Below are 18681 nucleotides of genomic sequence, written 5' to 3'. Positions count from 1 at the left end.
GGTCTGCTTTTTCCTTTTTTTGAAGATTTGAGAAGAAGTATAAGGGTTATTACCTGTAATAATAAACTCCGTTTATTTATTTGAGAAAAATGTAAAGGCTTTTTAAGATTTTGAGGACCACAACTCTTTTGTTTACATAACTGATACGGCCCATCCTTCCGTCATGGAACCGATATGCATATATATTGCATGTCGATAAATTATGTCTGTTGTAAAGGAGGTTCCAGGCATGGAGAAAAGATACGTTGCTATGGCTGCTCTTATTGCAGTGATCATAGGGGCAGCCATTTATGGGATATCAGACAATGGAAACAGGCAGATACTCAGAATATCCACAACAACAAGCCTTGAGGATACAGGGCTCCTTGAGAGTGTGGAGGCGGCATTCGAGAAAAAATACCCTGACATCGATGTGCAGATAGTTTCAGGTGGTACGGGTATAGCCCTTGAAAGGGGAAAAAGGGGTGACGCCGACCTCGTCATAGTGCACGATAAAAAGAGAGAGGATGAGTTCATAAGGGAGGGTTACGGTACAGAAAGACACCCCTTCGCCTACAACTACTTCTATATCGTGGGACCAGGGAGCGACCCCGCTAATATCAGTGAAGCTAAATCTGCAGAGGACGCATTCAGGAGGATCCTTGAGGCAGCAGCCAGCAACCCCTCTGTGAAATTCGTATCAAGGGGGGACAACTCCGGCACCAATTCAAGGGAAATAAAGATCTGGAAAAACGTAACAGACTACAACGCAACAGTCAATGGCTCAGCATGGTACATTGAAACCGGGAGCGGAATGGGCGACACACTCAGGGTTGCAGACCAGAAGGGCGCCTACACACTCACAGATTCAGGCACATACCTTGCCTACAGAGGGAACATCACACTTGTGACATACCTCACACAGGATAAGGCGCTACTGAATGTCTATGCAGCAATACCCGTGAACCCAGAGAAGGTGAGTGGTGTGAACAGGGAGGCTGCAGAGAAATTTGTTGACTTCCTCCTGAGCGATGAGTGCCAGAAACTCATAGCAGATTACGGAAAGGATAAATACGGTCAGCCACTCTTCACAGCCCTATTTGGAGGGGATGAACCAAAAAGCTAAATAGGAATACTTAATGATTTACTTACAAATTTAACTGATTTTAATTTTCCAGGGGATGCTGATCATTGAACGAGATAGTAACTGGATTCTTAAGGGCCATTGAACTCATGGCATCACTTGACCCTGAACTCATTGACATAACAGCAAGGACACTCATGGTTTCAGTCTCATCCACGGTCCTGGCATCTCTAATTGCGGTGCCGGCAGCGGCGATGATTGACCTGCGGGAGTTCAAGGGAAAGAGGGCCCTCCTTAACATCATACAGACCCTCTACAGCATCCCCACCGTACTTGTGGGCCTCTTTGTATTCCTGCTCATCTCACGCTCAGGACCCCTGGGTCCGCTCAACCTCCTCTTCACACCTGCCGGTATGATACTCGGCCAGACCATACTCATCCTCCCGCTGGTCACAGGTTTCAGCATCACAGCCCTCAGAAGTGTTAAACCGGAGCTCAGGGACCTTGCAAGATCCCTGGGCGCCACCGAGTTCCAGGTTATGGTGAGGGTCCTGGAGGAGGCAAGGTACGCTGTCATGGCAGCAATCATCCTGGGATTCGGGAGGGCAATCTCAGAGGTCGGAGCCGCCATAATGCTCGGTGGAAACATAAGGGGCTTCACAAGGGTCATAACAACCGCCATATCACTGGAAACCTCAAGGGGGAACCTTGAGCTCTCAATAGCCCTGGGGATAATACTCCTGATAATATCACTGGCCGTTAACACGGTACTGAACCACTTCCAGGAGAAATAATCATGAACGTGCTTGAACTCCACAGCATAAGGAAGGCCTATGGGGATGTGAGGGTCCTGGATGATGTGAACCTTGAGGTCAGGGAGGGTGAAACCCTCGGGATCATAGGGCCCACAGGGGCGGGGAAATCCACACTCCTACGTATAATAAACCTCCTGGAAAAGCCTGACAGTGGCGAGATAATCTTCCAGGGCGAAAACGTGGCTGAGAAGAGGGAGGTGGATGTCAGAAGGAGGATGGGCATGGTATTCCAGAACACCCCGGTATTTCGTGGTACCATAAGGGAGAGCATCCTCTACGGTCCCCATGTGAGGGGGATGAAACCGGAGGTCCGGGAGGTCCGGGAGGTCCTTGAACTGGTGGACCTTGAGGACGCCTCAAGGAAGACCACTGAACTATCGGGTGGTGAGAGGCAGCGCCTGGCACTTGCCCAGGTACTCATAAACCGGCCTGAACTTGTGCTCCTGGATGAGGCAACATCCAGCCTTGACCCTGTATCCACCAGGAGGATGGAGGAGGTCATAGCTGAACTTGACGTTACAGTGATACTCACAACCCATGACCTCATCCAGGGCCAGAAGCTCTCTGACAGGATCGCCATACTCAACAGGAGGATCCTCCAGGTGGGTGAACCCTGGGAGGTCTTCAGGAGGCCGGCGAGCCGGTTCGTTGCAGAGTTCGTGGGTGCAGAGAACATACTCAGGGGGATGGCCAGGGTAACCCCTGACGGTGTAACCATCATAGAATGTAACGGTGTGAGTATCTACTCGTCAGAGGAGGCCGAGGGCATGGTTTCAGCCACCGTGAGGCCCGAGGATATAACCATATCATGGGGGAGGGTGAATTCAAGTGCACTGAACCAGCTCCGCGGCACAGTTAAAGCGATACGTGATTCAGGCTCCCTCCAGGAACTGGAGGTCAGGTGTGGCGGTGAGACACTCACTGTACACCTGACAGCGAGGTCACTCCATGAGATGGGGATCACCACAGGCTCAGAGGTCTGGCTTGAATTCAAGGCATCTGCGGTCCATGTAATCAGATGAAGCGCCTTGGGTCGGTTTCGATGTCCACTACCACAGGTCCCTCTGTTCTGAGGGCATCTGAAACAGCATCCTCCAGTTTGTCTGGTTCGGTGACCCGGATTCCCCGGCCACCGCAGTTCTCAGCGAACCCTGCGAAGTCACAGTTCTGGAGTTCGGTCTGCCAGGTGGGGAAACCCTCAACCAGCTGCTCCTGCATTATCATCCCGAGGCTCCTGTTGTTGAGTATGAAGACCTTCACAGGGAGATGGTACTTCACAGCGGTTAGAAATTCAGCCATGACCATGGAAAACCCTCCATCACCTGTTATACATGCAACCTCCCTGTCAGGGAACTCCAGCTGCGCCGCAATTGCAGCCGGAAGCCCGAATCCCATTGAGCCAAGGTACCCTGAGAAGAGGAGCCTCTGGGTGCCCTTCATCTGGAAGTTCCTTCCAAACCACCAGCCGTTCTCACCAACATCAAGGGATATGATGGCCCCCTCATCAAGGAGGTCATTGAGGACAGCCATTATGTACTGTGGCCTCAGGGGCCTTGAGGATGAGTCTATTTCAGATTCAAGAAGGGCCAGCCACCTCTCCCTGAGTTCCCTGAGCTCTGCCCTGTAGGACTCCCTCCTCCTCTCGCGGGTCATGGAGAGAAGCTCGGGTACTGTGAGTGAGGATCGACCCTCAAGTCCCATCTCAACCGGGTGGCGCCTTGCGATCATGAGGGGGTCTATGTCAATCTGCAGGATCCTCCCAGGGGGTAGCTGGGTGAGGTCAGAAAAGGATGACCCTATAACAATGAGGAGATCCGATTTCCTTACGGCCTCGGCCGCCGCAGCGGACCCCAGGCTCCCGTGACAGCCAAGGTAAAGGGGGTGGTGGTTATCAACAACCCCCTTGCCCCTGAATGTGGTCACAATCCCGGCCCCTATCCTCTCTGCAAGTTCAACAACACTCTCCGCCGCTTCAAGCGCCCCGAATCCAGCGATTATGATGGGGCGCTCTGCAGAATCAATTAAGGATGCAGCATTCTGTAAATGGCGTCTGGGTGCGGTCACAGATACCGGGGCGATCGAACCGGTGAGTGGTCTTACACCGGCAGTGCACTCCATTGTCTGGACGTCCCTGGGGACATCAATATGTGAAACACCCCTCTCGATGATGGCGTGTTTCAGGGCCTCCCTTACAATCTCCGGGGTCTCATCGGGGCTTATGAGGGTCATGTTGTACACTGTCAGGGACTCGAAGAGGCTGTGCTGGTCTATCTCCTGACTTGCACCTGTCCCGATCCTGTAGGTCTCAACCTGTCCTGTCACAGCTATAACCGGTGCCCTGTCAAGGGCCGCGTCCAGAAGCCCGGTTATGAGGTTCGATGCCCCCGGGCCGGCGACTGCCATGCAAACCGCAGGGTTTCCTGTGAGTTTGCCATAGGCTGAGGCCATGAATGCCGCCGATGCCTCATGGCGTACCTGTATGTACCTCAGGTCACTGTTCCTTCTTATGGCATCAACAAGTCCCAGTGTTGAGGTTCCCGGGATCCCGAAGATGTACCTCACACCCCAGGCTGCAAGCTGTGCTATAAAGACATCCGAGACCGTTCTCCCTGTTTCCCTGGCCCTGGACCCCAGCCTCACAAACGCGTCCTTGGGCGCGTTGCAGACCGGGCAGCGCCATTCAAGTGGGAGTGAGTCGAATTCACCCTCATGTTCCTCATGGAAGATGTAATTGCATACCGTGCACCTGAAGTCTGCCATTTGAAGCCCTCATTTCACCTTAAGGGTACCCATCACTGGGAACCTTTCAAGGAGTTCCCTGCCATGGGGGGCTTTCTCCAGTTCATGGGTGAGATCCCTTCCTGCACTGTGGATTACCTGGTGGCGCCCATCCCTCCATAGGAAGCTCTCTGATACATCGTAGACCCTGCCGTCGCATGCAACGTATGCGGGACCTGAAATTCCATCAAATTTTCTGAGATCCTCGGGTGTGAACTCCCTCATTCCACCACCAAAGCGCTTCACTTCTGGTCCCCAGTTTCTTTATTAATATCCAGCTGAACTCCCGTATCCCAGCACCCGGAGAGAAGTTATTCAAGGAATTTCCTCACAAAGGGTGAGGTTTCACCGCGCCTCATGAAGTGCCCTGATGGGCCCTCACCCAGGAACTCTGAGAACCAGGACTCATGCTGTATCTCCTCATGGAGTATTGAGAGTGCAAGGTCATAGGTCCTGTGGTCCTTACCGGCAGTTATATTGCATATGTGGGTGTACTGCCTCACAGCGCACCTCTCTGCGGCAACAAGGACCTCAAGTATCTTCATGGTGTCAGTGGTCTTCTCAGGGAGGTATGCGGGGGGGCATCCTGAGATATCATGGAACTCCTTCATATCCTGTGGGAGTTCACCTCCAAGCTCGTATATCCTTGGGACAAGTGCCTCAAAGTGGTTCCGGTCCTCTATCCTTGCAGATTCCGCTATCTCCTTTATCCCCTCACCATCAAGGCCTATCAGGTTGGCCCTGAGTATCGTGTAGTAGTAGAAGGTTGTGAGTTCCGCAGCCGCGTTCTTCACAAGGAGTTCAACAAGTTCATCCACATTTATACCTGAATTTTCAACCATTTCACGGGTAACCCTGGCCATACTATCACCTCTGAATATTATGTATAACATCCCTAATAAAATATGATAGTGAATATTCTTTCAGACCAATTTCTGAAAAAATTTCAGGAAAGTGCCAGGTCAAGTATCATCATGAGAACAAAGCCCAAAAGGGCGGATACAGTTGCAATGTCCGTGTTACCCCCGCTCTGGCACTCGGGGATGATGTCCTCTATCACCACAAATATCATGGCACCAGCAGCAAAGCCCAGGGCGTAGGGCATGACCCCTGAGAATGAGTAAACCAGAATAGCGCCTGCAAGGCCACCAAGGATTTCAACCAGGCCCGATACCTGGCCGTAGGTGAAACTCCTCCACCTGGACAGGCCCTCACCCCTCAGTGGGAGGGAGACCGCGGCCCCCTCAGGCAGATTCTGTATGCCTATACCCAGGGCCAGGGTGATGGGTGCTGCAAGTGCACCTGTGGCTGCAGCGGCCCCGAAGGCAACACCAACCGCAAGGCCCTCCGGGATGTTGTGTATGGCAACGGCAAGGAGAAGGAGCCTGTTCCTCCTCCAGGTCGTGGGGAGCCCCTCTGCATCCTCAGGGTCGCATCCAGGGTGAAGGTGGGGTATGATCTTATCCACACCTGAAAGGAAGAGTCCCCCTGCAAGGAACCCGAGGGCCGGGGGTAACCACTCTGCATATCCGTTGATGGCTGAAAGTTCAATTGCAGGAACCAGGAGAGACCAGAAACTTGCAGCGATCATTATACCCGCTGCAAAGCCAAGTGAGGAGTCAAGGAGTTTCCTCTCAGCCCTCACAGGGAGAAAGACCAGGGCCGCCCCTGCAAGTGTCATGAGCCAGGTGAAGACGGTTGCAAGGAATGCGTTGAGGATGGGGTCTGCGGGGTTCATTGTAGATTGTATGTATGCTGTGACTTAATAATTCTTCACCAGAAAAATTCCATCAAACGGGGAAAACATTAATATATTCACCACCCAATCTATGAAACAGTCACGATGACAGGATCACTCTGCAGGAAAGGGGAGGCATGTACAGAGAACCAGAAGAGAGCCGTTAAGAAGACCGACGGACCACTTGTAATTGTGGCAGGACCAGGTGCCGGGAAAACAAGGGTTCTTGTTGAGAGGACAGCTTACCTTGTTAAAAGAAAGGGGGTTAGCCCGGAGAATATACTTGTTATAACCTTCACAGAAAAGGCGGCAGATGAGCTGAAGTCAAGACTCATAAACTGCGTTGGACTGGACGCCGAACTCATGCAGATATCAACCATACACTCATTCTGCAGCACCATACTCAGGGAGCACCCCGAGGAACATGACCTTGGAGCAGGATTCGAGATCCTGGACGAGGAGTCACAGCTCATGTTCCTAAGGTCAGTCTTCTACAGGATCGGGCTTAACAGTTTCATGAAGATGGGTGAGGTCCATGAGGCAATAGAATTCTTCAACAGATGCACCGAGAACTGTGTGGACCCTGAAGAACTCATGGAGGCCCTCAAAAAACATTACCCTCATAAGAAGAGATACCATGGCATGGCAGCCTGCTACAGCCAATACCTGAATGCCCTGAGGGAGGAAAAGAAGATAGACTTCCCTGGACTTGAAAAGGAGGTTTACATCCTCCTTAAATCAAACGAGGATGTCCTTGAATCTGTCAGAAATAAATACAGGTACATAATGATCGACGAGTACCAGGACACGAGCCCAATCCAGGAGAGGATATTCAGGAAAATAGCAGGGTCCAAATCAAGCATATGCGTCGTTGGGGATGAGGACCAGAGCATCTACGGATTCAGGGGCGCCACCCCCGAGAACTTCATAAGGTTCAGGGACAAATACAATGCAGAGGTGGTTTTCCTTGAGGACAACTTCAGGTCAAGGGCAGGGATAGTGCTCACAGCCGACAGGTTCATGAGGAGGGAGAGACACTACCGGAAAACCATAAAGCCTGTGAGGGATGGCGGAACAGACGTTGTGATACTCAGGAGCCGTGATGTTAACGCCGAGGCCAGGAACATAGTAGCCCTCATAAAGAAACTCAAAGCCACAGGCAAAATCCCTGACTACGGATACGTTGCACTTCTATTCAGGAGTGTGCGCTACCATGCAGACAAGGTACTCAGGGAACTCAGGAGGGAGGGGATCCCCTACATAGTCCGCGGTGACGGATCATTCCTCAAGAGATACGAGATAAGGAGCATGCTCTACTTCCTGGCCTACGTGGACCCCCCCAATTACGATGGTAAATTCAGTGGAAGGTGGGGTGGCTGGTGGAACATATCCATGTTCCGCGGTGAATTCCTGGATTTAAGTAGGGAAACACTGGAGGCCCTTGAATCCCTTGAGAGGGATGTGAAACTCTCGGATTTCAACTCCCTCCAGAAACTGGAGGATGCTGGTATCAGGGGTGAGGATGCAGAGAAGATACTCGGCCTCAACAGGATCAGGGAGGAACTTGAAAAGGGCTCACTTACGGTGCTCCAGACCTTCTACAGGATACTGGAGGTGACAGGTTACCTCAGAAGACTCCTCCTTGATGGTAGTGACAAGAGCAGAGCAAGGATATTCAACCTTGCAAAACTCAGTTCACTCATAGACAAGTATGAAACCATAAAACCAGGTGCCAGGATACAGGACATCCTCTGGTACCTCTACCTCCTCCCCCATCACCTCCACCATGACGAGGCCGTCCTGGAGGACCCGGCCTCAGTGAAGGTGATGACAGTCCACCAGGCAAAGGGTCTTGAGTTTCCTGTTGTGTTCATCTGTTCTGTAATAAATGGAAGGTTCCCGGGCAGAAAAAGGAAGAGGAAGGAACTGGTGCCCATCCCCCATGAACTGCTCCTATCATCTGGAGAACAGGAGGATGAGGACCGGCGGCTCTTCTACGTTGCAATGACAAGGGCCCAGGATGCACTTATCATCTCCACCGCACCCAGAATCAACACGAGGAAGGTGGGGATCTCACCATACATCACCGAGTTAAGGGAGAAGTGCGGTATATACGAGTGTGAGTGCACATCCATTGAGGGGTGCCTTGAGAGGGAGTGGTCAGAGGAGCCCCTACGGATCAACTTCTCGGCCCTCTTCACCTACGATGAGTGCCCCTTCAGGTACATGATGATCTACCATTACGGCTTCGTCTACCCGGAAACCTTCATGCAGCGCTACGGTATCATACTACACAGGTGCCTCGAAGAGTTACACATTGCAATGAAGAATTCAGAGAATATAAACGGGGCATTCATAAGGGAAATCGTTGAAAGGTGCTGGATACCCATGGGGAGAGACGATGAGTTGAAAAAGAGGCGCCTTGAAAGGGAACTCCTCAACTACTACCATGACAGCAGGGACCATATAGAGGAGGTTGTCTCGGTGGAGGAGCCATTCTCCATACCCGACGATGATATAATAATAGAGGGCAGGACCGACCTCATCATCAGGAACTCTGAGGGTGAACTGGAGCTTGTGGACTTCAAGGCCCGGGAACACGGGGGGATTGAGAGGATGGGACTCGAATACCAGCTCAGAACCTACGAGTATGCACTGAGGGAGAGATACAATTTTGAAAGGCTCTCTGCATACGCCATCAGGGACTCCATGAGGATGTCATTTGACTCCGACCCCGACTTCACTGTGAAGGAGAGGATAGAAGAGACAGTTGAGAAAATAAGGAGTGAGTGCTTCGAGCCCCGCAGGAATCAGTTCTGCTCAAGGTGTGTGTTCAGGAACTTCTGTGGGGTATAGCTGATGGAATTTACGCATTTGGGTGATTGGGGTGTTTCTTATGGATTTCACACATTTCTATGATGTTTTACGGGATAACATTAACAGTTACCGTGGAGAATATGAGAGGATAGTGGATTACGCCCCGGATCTCTTCCGGCTGCTGGCTGACGTGCTTAGGAGTGATGAGCTGCTGGGTGAGGAGAGGCTGAGGATATCCGCCGCCATGGGTTACCTGGTGGCCCCCTACGATGTGATACCCGAGGAGATCTATGGTCCACATGGATACATTGACGACGTTTACCTCTGCGCTGTGGTTGTGGATGAGCTTGCATCCCGCCACGGATACGCCTTTCTGGAGGAGCACTGGGCTGGTGATGAAGAACTTGAATCAGTTATTGAAGAGTGCCTGGAGAGGGCCTCAGAGATACTGGGAGAAAAAAGAGGGGAAATACTCTCATATGCCGGTTTCAGGTGAAAAGGTCTACGTTTTATCAAATAACATTACTTTAATATGAAAAACCATTGTTTTAAGAAATTTTATTTTTTTAATCTTAAATTAAAAAATTTTAAATACAGCGAGATAGAATAAAATATTATTATACTAAAGGGGTTCTGGGGGGTAAATCTTGAATGATATTACTGATGGATTCTCCTCTTTAAGAAAAGGTGCATACACTGGAATTGCTCTTTTTATACTTCTACTGAGTATTCTGGCAATGACATGTCCTGTTTCTGCTGCTGAACTCAACGACTCAACAATACCACCACCTGGCATTGACCCATACGGGACAGTGAAGTCCTGGAATGGGGATCCGATAGAAAATGCAACTGTAAGGGCCCTGCAGGATGGTGTGACGGTTGCTGAGAACACCACCAGTTCATCAGGGGCCTACAACCTTATTCTACCCCCGGGCACCTATGAAGTTGTGGCATCAGCCGAAAATTACACCCAATCATCACTTATTCTTGACGTGAATGAACCCCTCGAGGTTAACTTTGAACTTGCATACCCCAACTCCTTCTACGGTACCGTCTATGACACCACCGGCACACCACTGGAGAACGTCATCGTTGAGGTCCGTGACCAGCTGGATGTCACCATTGCAGAGAACTACACCGATTCCGCTGGCAGATATATGGTAAATTATGGAAGATACTTTGATGAACACCCCGGCGTAATACAGGCCTACCTTGCCCTCGTGGCCTTCCGCGGCGACCTCTTCACAGAGAGGTATAACATCCTCATGGACCCTGGTGAATCATCACGCTTTGATCTTGAAATGGAGTACCGCACCACCCTCAGGGGCACTGTGAGGGGCCAGGAAACCCTGCCATCAGGTATCCCTGTAACCGTCCTTCTTGAGGGCGAGAACCGCACAGAGTACACAGACCTCTATGGGAACTTCTACTTTGAATTCAGAGAGGATGAGGTCCCCCTCGTTAGGGGGGTAACGGTGGACGCATACGGCTACCACCCCTGGAGCAGTGACCTTACCCTGCAGCCAGGTGACGACATAACACTTGATATAATCCTGGATGAGAGGACGCTCCTCACGGTTAACGTCACCAACTCAAGTGGGGAGCCCGTTGAAGATGCTGTTATCTCATTCGCTGGAATGGAAGGATACACCGGTGAGGATGGCTCAGTTAAACTGGCCGTCGAGACAGGAGAACTCACCCTTCAGGTTTCACATCCACTATACGCCCCTGAAACCAGGACAATTCAGGTTGATGATGGTGAAAACACCCTCAGCATAGAACTTATAAGATTCGGGCTTCCGGTTGAGGTTAGGGGAACCGTGGTTGATAGGGGAACACCCATTGAGGGCGCCGAGGTTGTCCTTGAATCAGGCTCATTCCGGTTAAGCAGGTACACCAGTTCCAGTGGGGAGTACGCCTTCAGCACAGATGACCACCCCCTCCTCACATCAGGTGTGCCCGTGACACTCACTGTGCAGATGTGGATGTATAAACCCTACGCTGAGACCTTCACAGTCCCTGAAACAGGAGATTACAGGGAAATTGAACTTGAACATGAAACCACACTGGGAGGTTATGTGAGTGACCCCGACGATAACATCGTATACGCGGATGTTACCCTCAGCTACACCCAGAATGGTGAACCTGTTGAGCTGAACGCGGGCCTTGATGAGGGAGGCCATTACCTCTTCTATGGTGTTGGACCCTCAGATACAGGGACATATGACATCCACGCTTATCACCCACTCTACAGGCCCTACCATGCAGTCATAGCCCTGAACATGTCATCTGAAAACGTTCATAACATCGTTATGGGCTACTATGACGGCTCAGCATCCTTCAAGGTAGTGAACTGGGATGGGGAGCCACTGAGTGGAGTGGGGATCCAGCTTGATGGACCCGCCCACCTCTACAGGGTCACCGGGGCGGATGGTGTTGCACTCTTCAACCACATCCCCGATGGCCTCTGGACCTACACCGTGGGGCCCTACGGCTATGTACCGGTCACCGGTAATTTCACAATCACTGATGGTGGCAGTGAGTCAGTGACGGTGAGGCTCATAAGGAAGGGGCTTCCTGTGACACTGCAGGGTCATGTCTATGACTCAATGGGTGCACCGCTACGGGGTGTCAGGCTGTACTTCTGGCCTGAAACACATCCAGGATACACATCCATATGGGGCGAGACGAATTCAGATGGGTTCTACATCTTCACAACCCAGAATTTCCCTGAACTGGTATCAGGCCTCTCAGGTCACCTAAAAACCTACCTGTCACACTACCGTGATGCAGACATCTACATGTTAATGGGTGAGGGTGTCACAACCCGTGACATACAGCTGGACCTCTGGCCCTCAAACATAACTGTTAATGTTACTGACATTAACGGCAACCCTGTGGTGGGTGAAACCGTCTACCTCTATGGTCTGGACACGTTCAGTGGCACCACAGGTGCTGATGGTCTTGCTGTATTTGAACACTGCCCTGCCTCAGACTGGGACATCTCCCTCTACCCTTATAACTACTATTACTGGGACGGCTACTGGTACACCCTCACAGAGGACCGGAACCTGACCATAAATGTTACACTGGTCCCTAACACAGTCCCCCTTGAGATAAAAGGTACTGTGGTTGATGATGTGGGGGTTCCAGTATTCAATGTTAAGGTGGACCTCCTCTACATAAATGCAGACCAGCCTGTTGAATGGAATTCAGTAAGAACAGATTCATCAGGTAGATTCATATGTAACCTCCATGGAACAACAGCCAACCTTATGAGGCTCGTATTCTCAAAGGATGGTTACAGGAACCTTACAGTTGATATACTGCCCTGGGAGTTACCTGTGAACAGAATTTTCACCCTTCAGCTTGATGTGGAGGAAACAGGCAGGGTGCAGGGTTACATAAGGAACTTCCCTGGTGAGCCTCTTTCAGGGATAACCGTCACAGCCTCAAGGGTGGGTTACCCCAGCATCTCAAACACTACAGATTCCAGTGGCTTCTACAGCTTCGACCTTCCAGCAGGGAACTACATCTTCACAGCCTCCAGCCCCACCCACATCCCTGTGAGCAAGGCCACCACTATTGCGCCCAACCTAATAATCCCTGTGGACTTTGAACTGCACCTTAAAAACTCCGTTTATGGTCGGGTGCTCCATGCGAACTTTGAAAGGGACCCCTCACCTCTGGAGGGGGCGCTTGTGGAACTTTTAATGGATGGTACATCAGTTGCATCCACCATCACAGACTCTGAGGGAAGATATGAGATAGCCGCCCCAATATCAGGATCATATAACCTTACAGCAGGATTACACCCGTATGAGCCTGCATCAGAAGCAGTTGATCTCCAGGAAACATCAGCCCTATTCAGGGAGATCATACTGTATCCTGGTCCATACTCAGGCATCCATGGTACAGTAACAGACGCTGTAACAGGTCTCCCGCTGAGTGGTGTCACAGTGACCTTCAGAAGATACAGAGGCGAATTTGTTGACCTTGAACTTGTGGCACTCACCGGTACAGATGGATCATACAGCTTCCAGTCACTCCAACCCTGGATACCCTACACCCTGGACTTTGAAAAACCAGGCTACGTACCTGTAAGGGACCTCTGGTTATTCCCTGAAGTTGGTGAGGATTTTGAACACAACCAGCCACTTCAGCCATTCCTCTCAACTATGATTGAGGGCCAGATACTCTGCTGGGCCGGGCCCCTCCAGGGTGAGGTGGTCCTGGATGGTGCCATCAGTATGATTACAGGCCCCGATGGCAGATTCGAGTTCACTGATATCATACCAGGCTACCACATACTCACAGCATATGTCACTGATAGGGCAGAGTCCGTCTACTTCCTCCTTGGAAACGGGGAGCACCTCCACCAGGATATTGTCTTCAGGACCTTCGTAATGGACAGGTCCCCCTCACCAGGGGAGGTCCTCAGGGAACTCCAGAGTGTGGGTGTGAGGCTCTTCGGTGGAAGGGATGGTGCTGCGGCCACACTGAACCTCTACCCTGGAACAGCCGCCACAGGGACACCGCTACCCGGGATACTCTCATGGACAGGGGACTGGCTCATATTCACGCCCTCCTCAATGCCCCCCAGGGGCCCATGCACAGCCAGGGCTGAGGTGCCAGGTGAGGTAACAGCGACCTGGACATTCCAGTACCTGCCACCGACAGGTAACCCGCCAGTTATCACATCTATTAGCCCCCAGGATGGGTCATTCTTCAGGAAGCCCACAGAGATACCGGTAACGGTATCTGTGAGGAATGACCCTGGAAATGGACTCTCATTTGTTGATTCAAAGATCCTCCTTGATAATCTGCCAGTTGCAACCATGATAACAGGTAACAGCCTCACAGGAAGCTGGGCAATGACAGCGACACTATCAGGCATCTCAGCTGGATGGCACAAACTCACCGCCATCGCAATTGATCCCCAGGGCCTCGGCACATCAGTGGACTGGAGGATCTTCGTGTCCTATGCTTCAGGCCCCACCATAAGCAACCTCAGGGTGACGCCCGCATTTGTACCTGGAAGGGAAAGCATGCATATAACCGCAGATATAAGTGAACCTGTAAGGTCGGTTTCCCTTCTCTTTGAGATACCATCCAACAGTGTTGAACTTGGAGGATTTGAGGATAGAATAGATGGATACTGGAGCGGATGGCTGAGGGACTGGCAGAGGACGTTCATGGCACCCGATGGGGAGATACACTTCACCATCATGGCTGTGGGGATGGATGGGGCATTCTCAAACACACTGGGTGGTTCAACAATCGTCGACACCACGGGACCTGAAATCATATTAACAGATCCTGATGTGATCAAATCAAGAAATACCCCTATCGGAGGCATACTTAAGGACCTTACCGGAATTTTCAGTTTCAATGCAACATCAAAAACCTGCAATGTGACATCAAGCTTTACGGCAACCACATTCACGGTGAACATCTCAGCCCCCTCTGACGGCTACCATGAGATAGTGATGAACGCCACCGACATCCTTGGAAACTTCCGGAGTGTGGTCTACAGGATTCTCATTGACACATCAAAGCCTCTTGTCCAGTTCACAGCTCCAAGGGAGAATAGCACCGTGAGACCGGGCACCTTACTGAGCTTCAGGGTATCAGATACTGGACCATCAGGTCTCTGGAGGGGCAAACTAATGGTTTATTATAACAGAATGTATGACAGAATGCCTGATCCTGTCCCTCAGGACCTGAGGGTACTACTTGACGGTACTGATATAACAGGTAGGCTTCAGTATGGAGGGAGAACATATTCTGATCCTTTAATCTCAGGCATATATGGCTACAATTATAACTATACAGCATCACTTGAATCCATTGAGGTAAAATACAATCCCAGGTTATATGGCTTCCTCAGCGATGGCCAGCACACACTCCAGGTTACAGTAAGGGACAGGGCAGGTAACGAGGAGACATCTGAACTGCGCTTCTCAAGCTTCACCGGAAACCCTGAAATCATAGAAAAGAGTATTGATATGGTCTCAGAGGAAAATGAAACCCTGATTATGGTATTTGATGTGCAGGAGAACTCAGATGGTGGATTCAATAAATTCATCCTTAAGGTGGATGGTTCCACGGTAGCATCGCAGCCCATCATAACCCCTGGCACTCTTCCCTACATGTGTACTGTGAGATATGAGGTTACAGGAAACTTTACAGAGGGCCCGCACACGGTGAGCCTTACAGTTACCGATGGCAGGGGATTCTCAGGGACACTGGACACAGGATTCTATCACCTTGAAAGGACACCTGTAAGCCTACAGAACTTCAATGAGAGGTACATGTACATCCCTGACATCGGGGTGTACTCAGGAAACCACACCCATTACCTGAAAACCAACAGTTCATACTACTTCAAACCTGGCAGCAGCGCCCTTCACGGTTACTGTGCAATGGATGGACCCAGCAACAATCTCCTCGGGAGATACTCAGAAAGATCGGATAACATCATACTCCCAATGGGTGGGCAGCTTGCCTTCACCATAGCAGAGACCCCATATATTAATGTGGCTGATGCAGAATACCTCTCACTGTGGATGACCGATATAGAGGTCATCAACAACGTTTACTGGGGGTGGGGTGGAGGTATACTGGTCTACTTCGACGATGGGCGAGGATACAACCTTCTGGTGAATAACACCAAGGGAATTCGCGGCTTTGACCTCCTAAGCACCCTGAACCCCCCTGCAATACTCTACGTCAGACATGAAGCCCCATGGGTGAACCGGGCAGGTATTGTGGATAACAGTGTCGCATCCAGAAGGGGGGCTGACGGAAGGATATGGAAGAACTACATTGTGAAGATACCCGAGGGCCTTAACACAGCCAACCTGAAGGTGATATTCGTATGGGAGACCGTGAACTGGTTCCAGAACAGCGCGGGTATGACGGTCTCTGTATCATCAAAGATAGACCACGTTGAATTTGTTAAGTCCATAGTGGATTACGTGTACCCGGACTTCGGTGAGGAGGACGTTAAACTCAAACCAACAATATGGGCCCGGTTCAAGGTTCCCCTGGATGCTGCAAGGTTCAGTTCAGATGTCTTCCACCTCAGGAACTCCGCAGGCGGAATCATAAACGGAACAGCCAGCTACGATCAAACCCTGCAGAGGGCCTACTTCACCCCCTTCAGTGAACTTGGGGGTCTCAAAACCTTCACCGGATACGTCAGCCAGGACATAAGGACTATCTATGGGGTTGTACTCCCAAAAATGGGGCCCTACACATGGAGCTTCACAACTGCCCGTGGACAGCCAGCCCTCTGGCAGACTATCAGGTACAATGGAGAGGACTACTGCATATACCTCGTCTGGGGACCTGACTACGCTGGGGGAAAACCAGGCTACCTTTACTCAGGCAATGAACTTGTATCAACCTATGGAACACTCCTGGAGATACAGGTACTCAAGAAGGTTGGAAGCAACTACTATGAGATCGGGGACATGGACCTCAAACGCATGATATTCCAGGCGGCCCAGAGAAAGGCCTTCTACACCACCTTCAATGTCACATCCCCTGAACTCATACCCCAGTCAACCAGGGACTGGATTGAGGACTCCGCAGGAAGCTGGAGCGGCTGGTTACTCTGGGGAATCGCATGGCTGGTCTCAGACCCGGCCCCGATCCCTGACGACGATGAGGTTATAAAGGACATGATAGGCCTCATACTGGGTGATGGATCAACACCAGCCACACTTACAGGGGTTGAACAGGCACTATCCTGGTTCTCAACGGGACTCACCGGTGCAAGTAAAATAAACGATGCCGTGGAGAAACTGAGGGAGATGAAGGCCAAGAAGGCGGGTAACAAGTTTGAGGAGAGTGTCGTGGGTGATGTCCTTGAGATAGCAGAGTTTGTTAAGGGAGAACTTGACTTCCAGAGGGAACTCTGGGAGTACGTCTTCAAGTGCATGTGGCAGCTGAGGGTTGCAGAGAACTACCGTCCACAGCTGACAGCCATCCTCCCATACACATCTGGAGGTACACATGAGGCCATCAGTGAATTCCTATCAGCGAGTATAGACACGGTGAAAAGGGATATAGCTCGCAAGGTGGCTGAACACATAGGTAAAACAACCGTCAGCCTGATCAAGGATGCTGTCCTCGATGTGGTCAGCAAAAACCCCTACGGTAAGATCGTGGTGACGACACTGAAGGTCTTCTTCAAGATAGCAAGCTTCACAAGGTGGGATGATGTCCATGCATCATCGAATGTTGCAGTAGCATACTCGGACGCAGAGTACAGCTTCCACAATGCCCGGGAGGCACTGGTCAGTACCTTCAGGCTTGTATCACCTGACAGAATCACAGTTGATGACGTCACCTACCCTGCGACGGCTGGAAGGCTCTGGTACGGTGCAGGGGGATACTTCTATGATACCCTGCTCAAGATAGCCAGGATAGTGAGGAACTGGCCAACATCCGATAGGAGTTCATGGGACGCCGCAATACCCGTATATGAGAGATATGCCTCAGAGTACCTTAGAAGGAGTGGTAGCTTCATACCCGAGGTTCTATCATCAAACACCGATATAATGCGTCTCCTCCCCCTCATAAAGGGGGGCACCCAGGGTAAACCCTCAAGGATATACCTGGCAGCCTATTCACCTGTGGCACTCCTTGTAACAGCACCTGACGGTCGCAGGATAGGATATGACCCCACACGTCCTGAGGGTCAGAGAATAGTCAACGACTTCGGTGCCAGTGCATTCTACAACAGCCCCTACAGTGAACCACAGGTCATGGTGATACCGGCAGTTATAGGGGAGCTCAGGATACAGGCCTTCGGGGTTGACACAGACAGTTACAGGATAACCGTTGAGGTTCTCGATGAGGATGGAAACCCTATCTCAGGTTCAGAGTGGACCGGTAACATCACCCCGGGTGTCTATAAATTCTTCAGCATCCTCATAGACCAGTACGGTTCAACCTACAAGTACGATGGCAGGGCACCGGTTATCAGGGTTACAGGCGTATCAGGTGGCGGAAGGTACACCGGTACAGTAAAACCCCTCATATCAGTTGACGATGACAACCTTGAGGGGTGGTTCGCAACACTCAACGGCAAACTCTACACAGGGGGACCGGTAAGTTCACCGGGTGTTTACACACTGGTTGTGAGGGCCACCGATGGAGTGAACGTGGTCTACAGTACAGTGATCTTCATGATACAGGGTGCTTCACCGGTGAAGCCACCCGAGGAGGGTGAACACGGCGGTGTAAGGGAGACTGTGATTGCTCATGCGGTGTACACTGTTTCAGGTGCTGTGAGTGAGGTCCCATCCAGGGCTGTGGTACCACCCGCTGAAATGGTTAACGTTACACCCACAGGTATGAGGGGAGGATATGACTACACATGGCTTGCGGTGTCTCTCCTGGTATCTGTGCTCATAATTGGGGTGTACGGGGCCCTTAGAAGGAGGAATACGTGAGGG

Annotated in this window: 10 protein-coding genes; 6 read left to right on the top strand and 4 right to left on the bottom strand. The window is 51.2% G+C overall.

What is annotated here, in order from left to right; all coding sequences use genetic code 11:
- Window positions 1-202: 202 nt before the first annotated feature.
- The 3 genes from QFX39_RS05985 to QFX39_RS05975 all read left to right on the top strand — a co-directional run bounded on the left by QFX39_RS05985 (window position 203) and on the right by QFX39_RS05975 (window position 2900).
- Window positions 203-1105, top strand: a complete 903-nt coding sequence (locus QFX39_RS05985) for an extracellular solute-binding protein (protein WP_300478268.1) — start codon at window positions 203-205, stop codon at window positions 1103-1105.
- 65 nt (window positions 1106-1170) lie between these two features.
- Window positions 1171-1857, top strand: coding sequence for an ABC transporter permease (locus QFX39_RS05980; protein WP_300478265.1), 687 nt, complete (start codon window positions 1171-1173; stop codon window positions 1855-1857).
- A 2-nt stretch (window positions 1858-1859) separates the two neighbouring features.
- Window positions 1860-2900, top strand: coding sequence for an ABC transporter ATP-binding protein (locus QFX39_RS05975; protein WP_300478263.1), 1041 nt, complete (start codon window positions 1860-1862; stop codon window positions 2898-2900).
- Here the strand turns inward: QFX39_RS05975 and QFX39_RS05970 are convergent.
- The 4 genes from QFX39_RS05970 to QFX39_RS05955 all read right to left on the bottom strand — a co-directional run bounded on the left by QFX39_RS05970 (window position 2893) and on the right by QFX39_RS05955 (window position 6394).
- Entirely contained in the window at window positions 2893-4638 is a 1746-nt protein-coding gene (locus QFX39_RS05970) for a thiamine pyrophosphate-dependent enzyme (protein WP_300478260.1), read from the bottom strand. The genes QFX39_RS05975 and QFX39_RS05970 overlap by 8 nt on opposite strands.
- A 9-nt stretch (window positions 4639-4647) precedes the next feature.
- Window positions 4648-4881 carry a cytochrome b5 domain-containing protein gene (locus tag QFX39_RS05965; RefSeq protein WP_300478257.1) on the bottom strand — a complete coding sequence of 78 codons (234 nt, stop codon included), beginning with the start codon at window positions 4879-4881 and terminating at the stop codon, window positions 4648-4650.
- 86 nt (window positions 4882-4967) lie between these two features.
- Entirely contained in the window at window positions 4968-5519 is a 552-nt protein-coding gene (gene dps / locus QFX39_RS05960; protein WP_300478254.1) for a DNA protection during starvation protein, read from the bottom strand.
- A gap of 83 nt (window positions 5520-5602) precedes the next feature.
- Window positions 5603-6394: a ZIP family metal transporter gene (locus tag QFX39_RS05955; RefSeq protein WP_300478251.1), complete on the bottom strand. Its 792-nt coding sequence runs from the start codon at window positions 6392-6394 to the stop codon at window positions 5603-5605.
- 105 nt (window positions 6395-6499) lie between these two features.
- Between QFX39_RS05955 and QFX39_RS05950 the strand changes: the two genes are divergently transcribed.
- The 3 genes from QFX39_RS05950 (at window position 6500) to QFX39_RS05940 (ending at window position 18678) form a co-directional block, all read left to right on the top strand.
- Complete coding sequence (locus QFX39_RS05950; RefSeq protein WP_300478248.1) at window positions 6500-9250, top strand: ATP-dependent DNA helicase; 2751 nt, start codon at window positions 6500-6502, stop codon at window positions 9248-9250.
- Window positions 9251-9290: 40 nt separating this feature from the next.
- Complete coding sequence (locus QFX39_RS05945; RefSeq protein ID WP_300478245.1) at window positions 9291-9707, top strand: YkvA family protein; 417 nt, start codon at window positions 9291-9293, stop codon at window positions 9705-9707.
- A gap of 151 nt (window positions 9708-9858) precedes the next feature.
- Window positions 9859-18678: a carboxypeptidase regulatory-like domain-containing protein gene (locus QFX39_RS05940; RefSeq protein WP_300478242.1), complete on the top strand. Its 8820-nt coding sequence runs from the start codon at window positions 9859-9861 to the stop codon at window positions 18676-18678.
- Window positions 18679-18681: the final 3 nt, after the last annotated feature.

Source organism: Methanothermobacter sp. (assembly GCF_030055425.1).
Taxonomy (GTDB): domain Archaea; phylum Methanobacteriota; class Methanobacteria; order Methanobacteriales; family Methanothermobacteraceae; genus Methanothermobacter.
Note: the sequence above shows the minus strand (reverse complement) of the source record. Positions and strands in the feature narration are given on the sequence as shown.

Bases quoted from the DNA above. Each gene is read 5' to 3' on its own strand.
- QFX39_RS05950 (WP_300478248.1), top strand. From the start codon at position 6,500: ATGACAGGATCACTCTGCAGGAAAGGGGAGGCATGTACAGAGAACCAG.
- QFX39_RS05985 (WP_300478268.1), top strand. From the start codon at position 203: ATGTCTGTTGTAAAGGAGGTTCCAGGCATGGAGAAAAGATACGTTGCT.
- QFX39_RS05945 (WP_300478245.1), top strand. From the start codon at position 9,291: ATGGATTTCACACATTTCTATGATGTTTTACGGGATAACATTAACAGT.
- dps (WP_300478254.1), bottom strand. From the start codon at position 5,519: ATGGCCAGGGTTACCCGTGAAATGGTTGAAAATTCAGGTATAAATGTG.
- QFX39_RS05970 (WP_300478260.1), bottom strand. From the start codon at position 4,638: ATGGCAGACTTCAGGTGCACGGTATGCAATTACATCTTCCATGAGGAA.
- QFX39_RS05975 (WP_300478263.1), top strand. From the start codon at position 1,860: ATGAACGTGCTTGAACTCCACAGCATAAGGAAGGCCTATGGGGATGTG.
- QFX39_RS05965 (WP_300478257.1), bottom strand. From the start codon at position 4,881: ATGAGGGAGTTCACACCCGAGGATCTCAGAAAATTTGATGGAATTTCA.
- QFX39_RS05955 (WP_300478251.1), bottom strand. From the start codon at position 6,394: ATGAACCCCGCAGACCCCATCCTCAACGCATTCCTTGCAACCGTCTTC.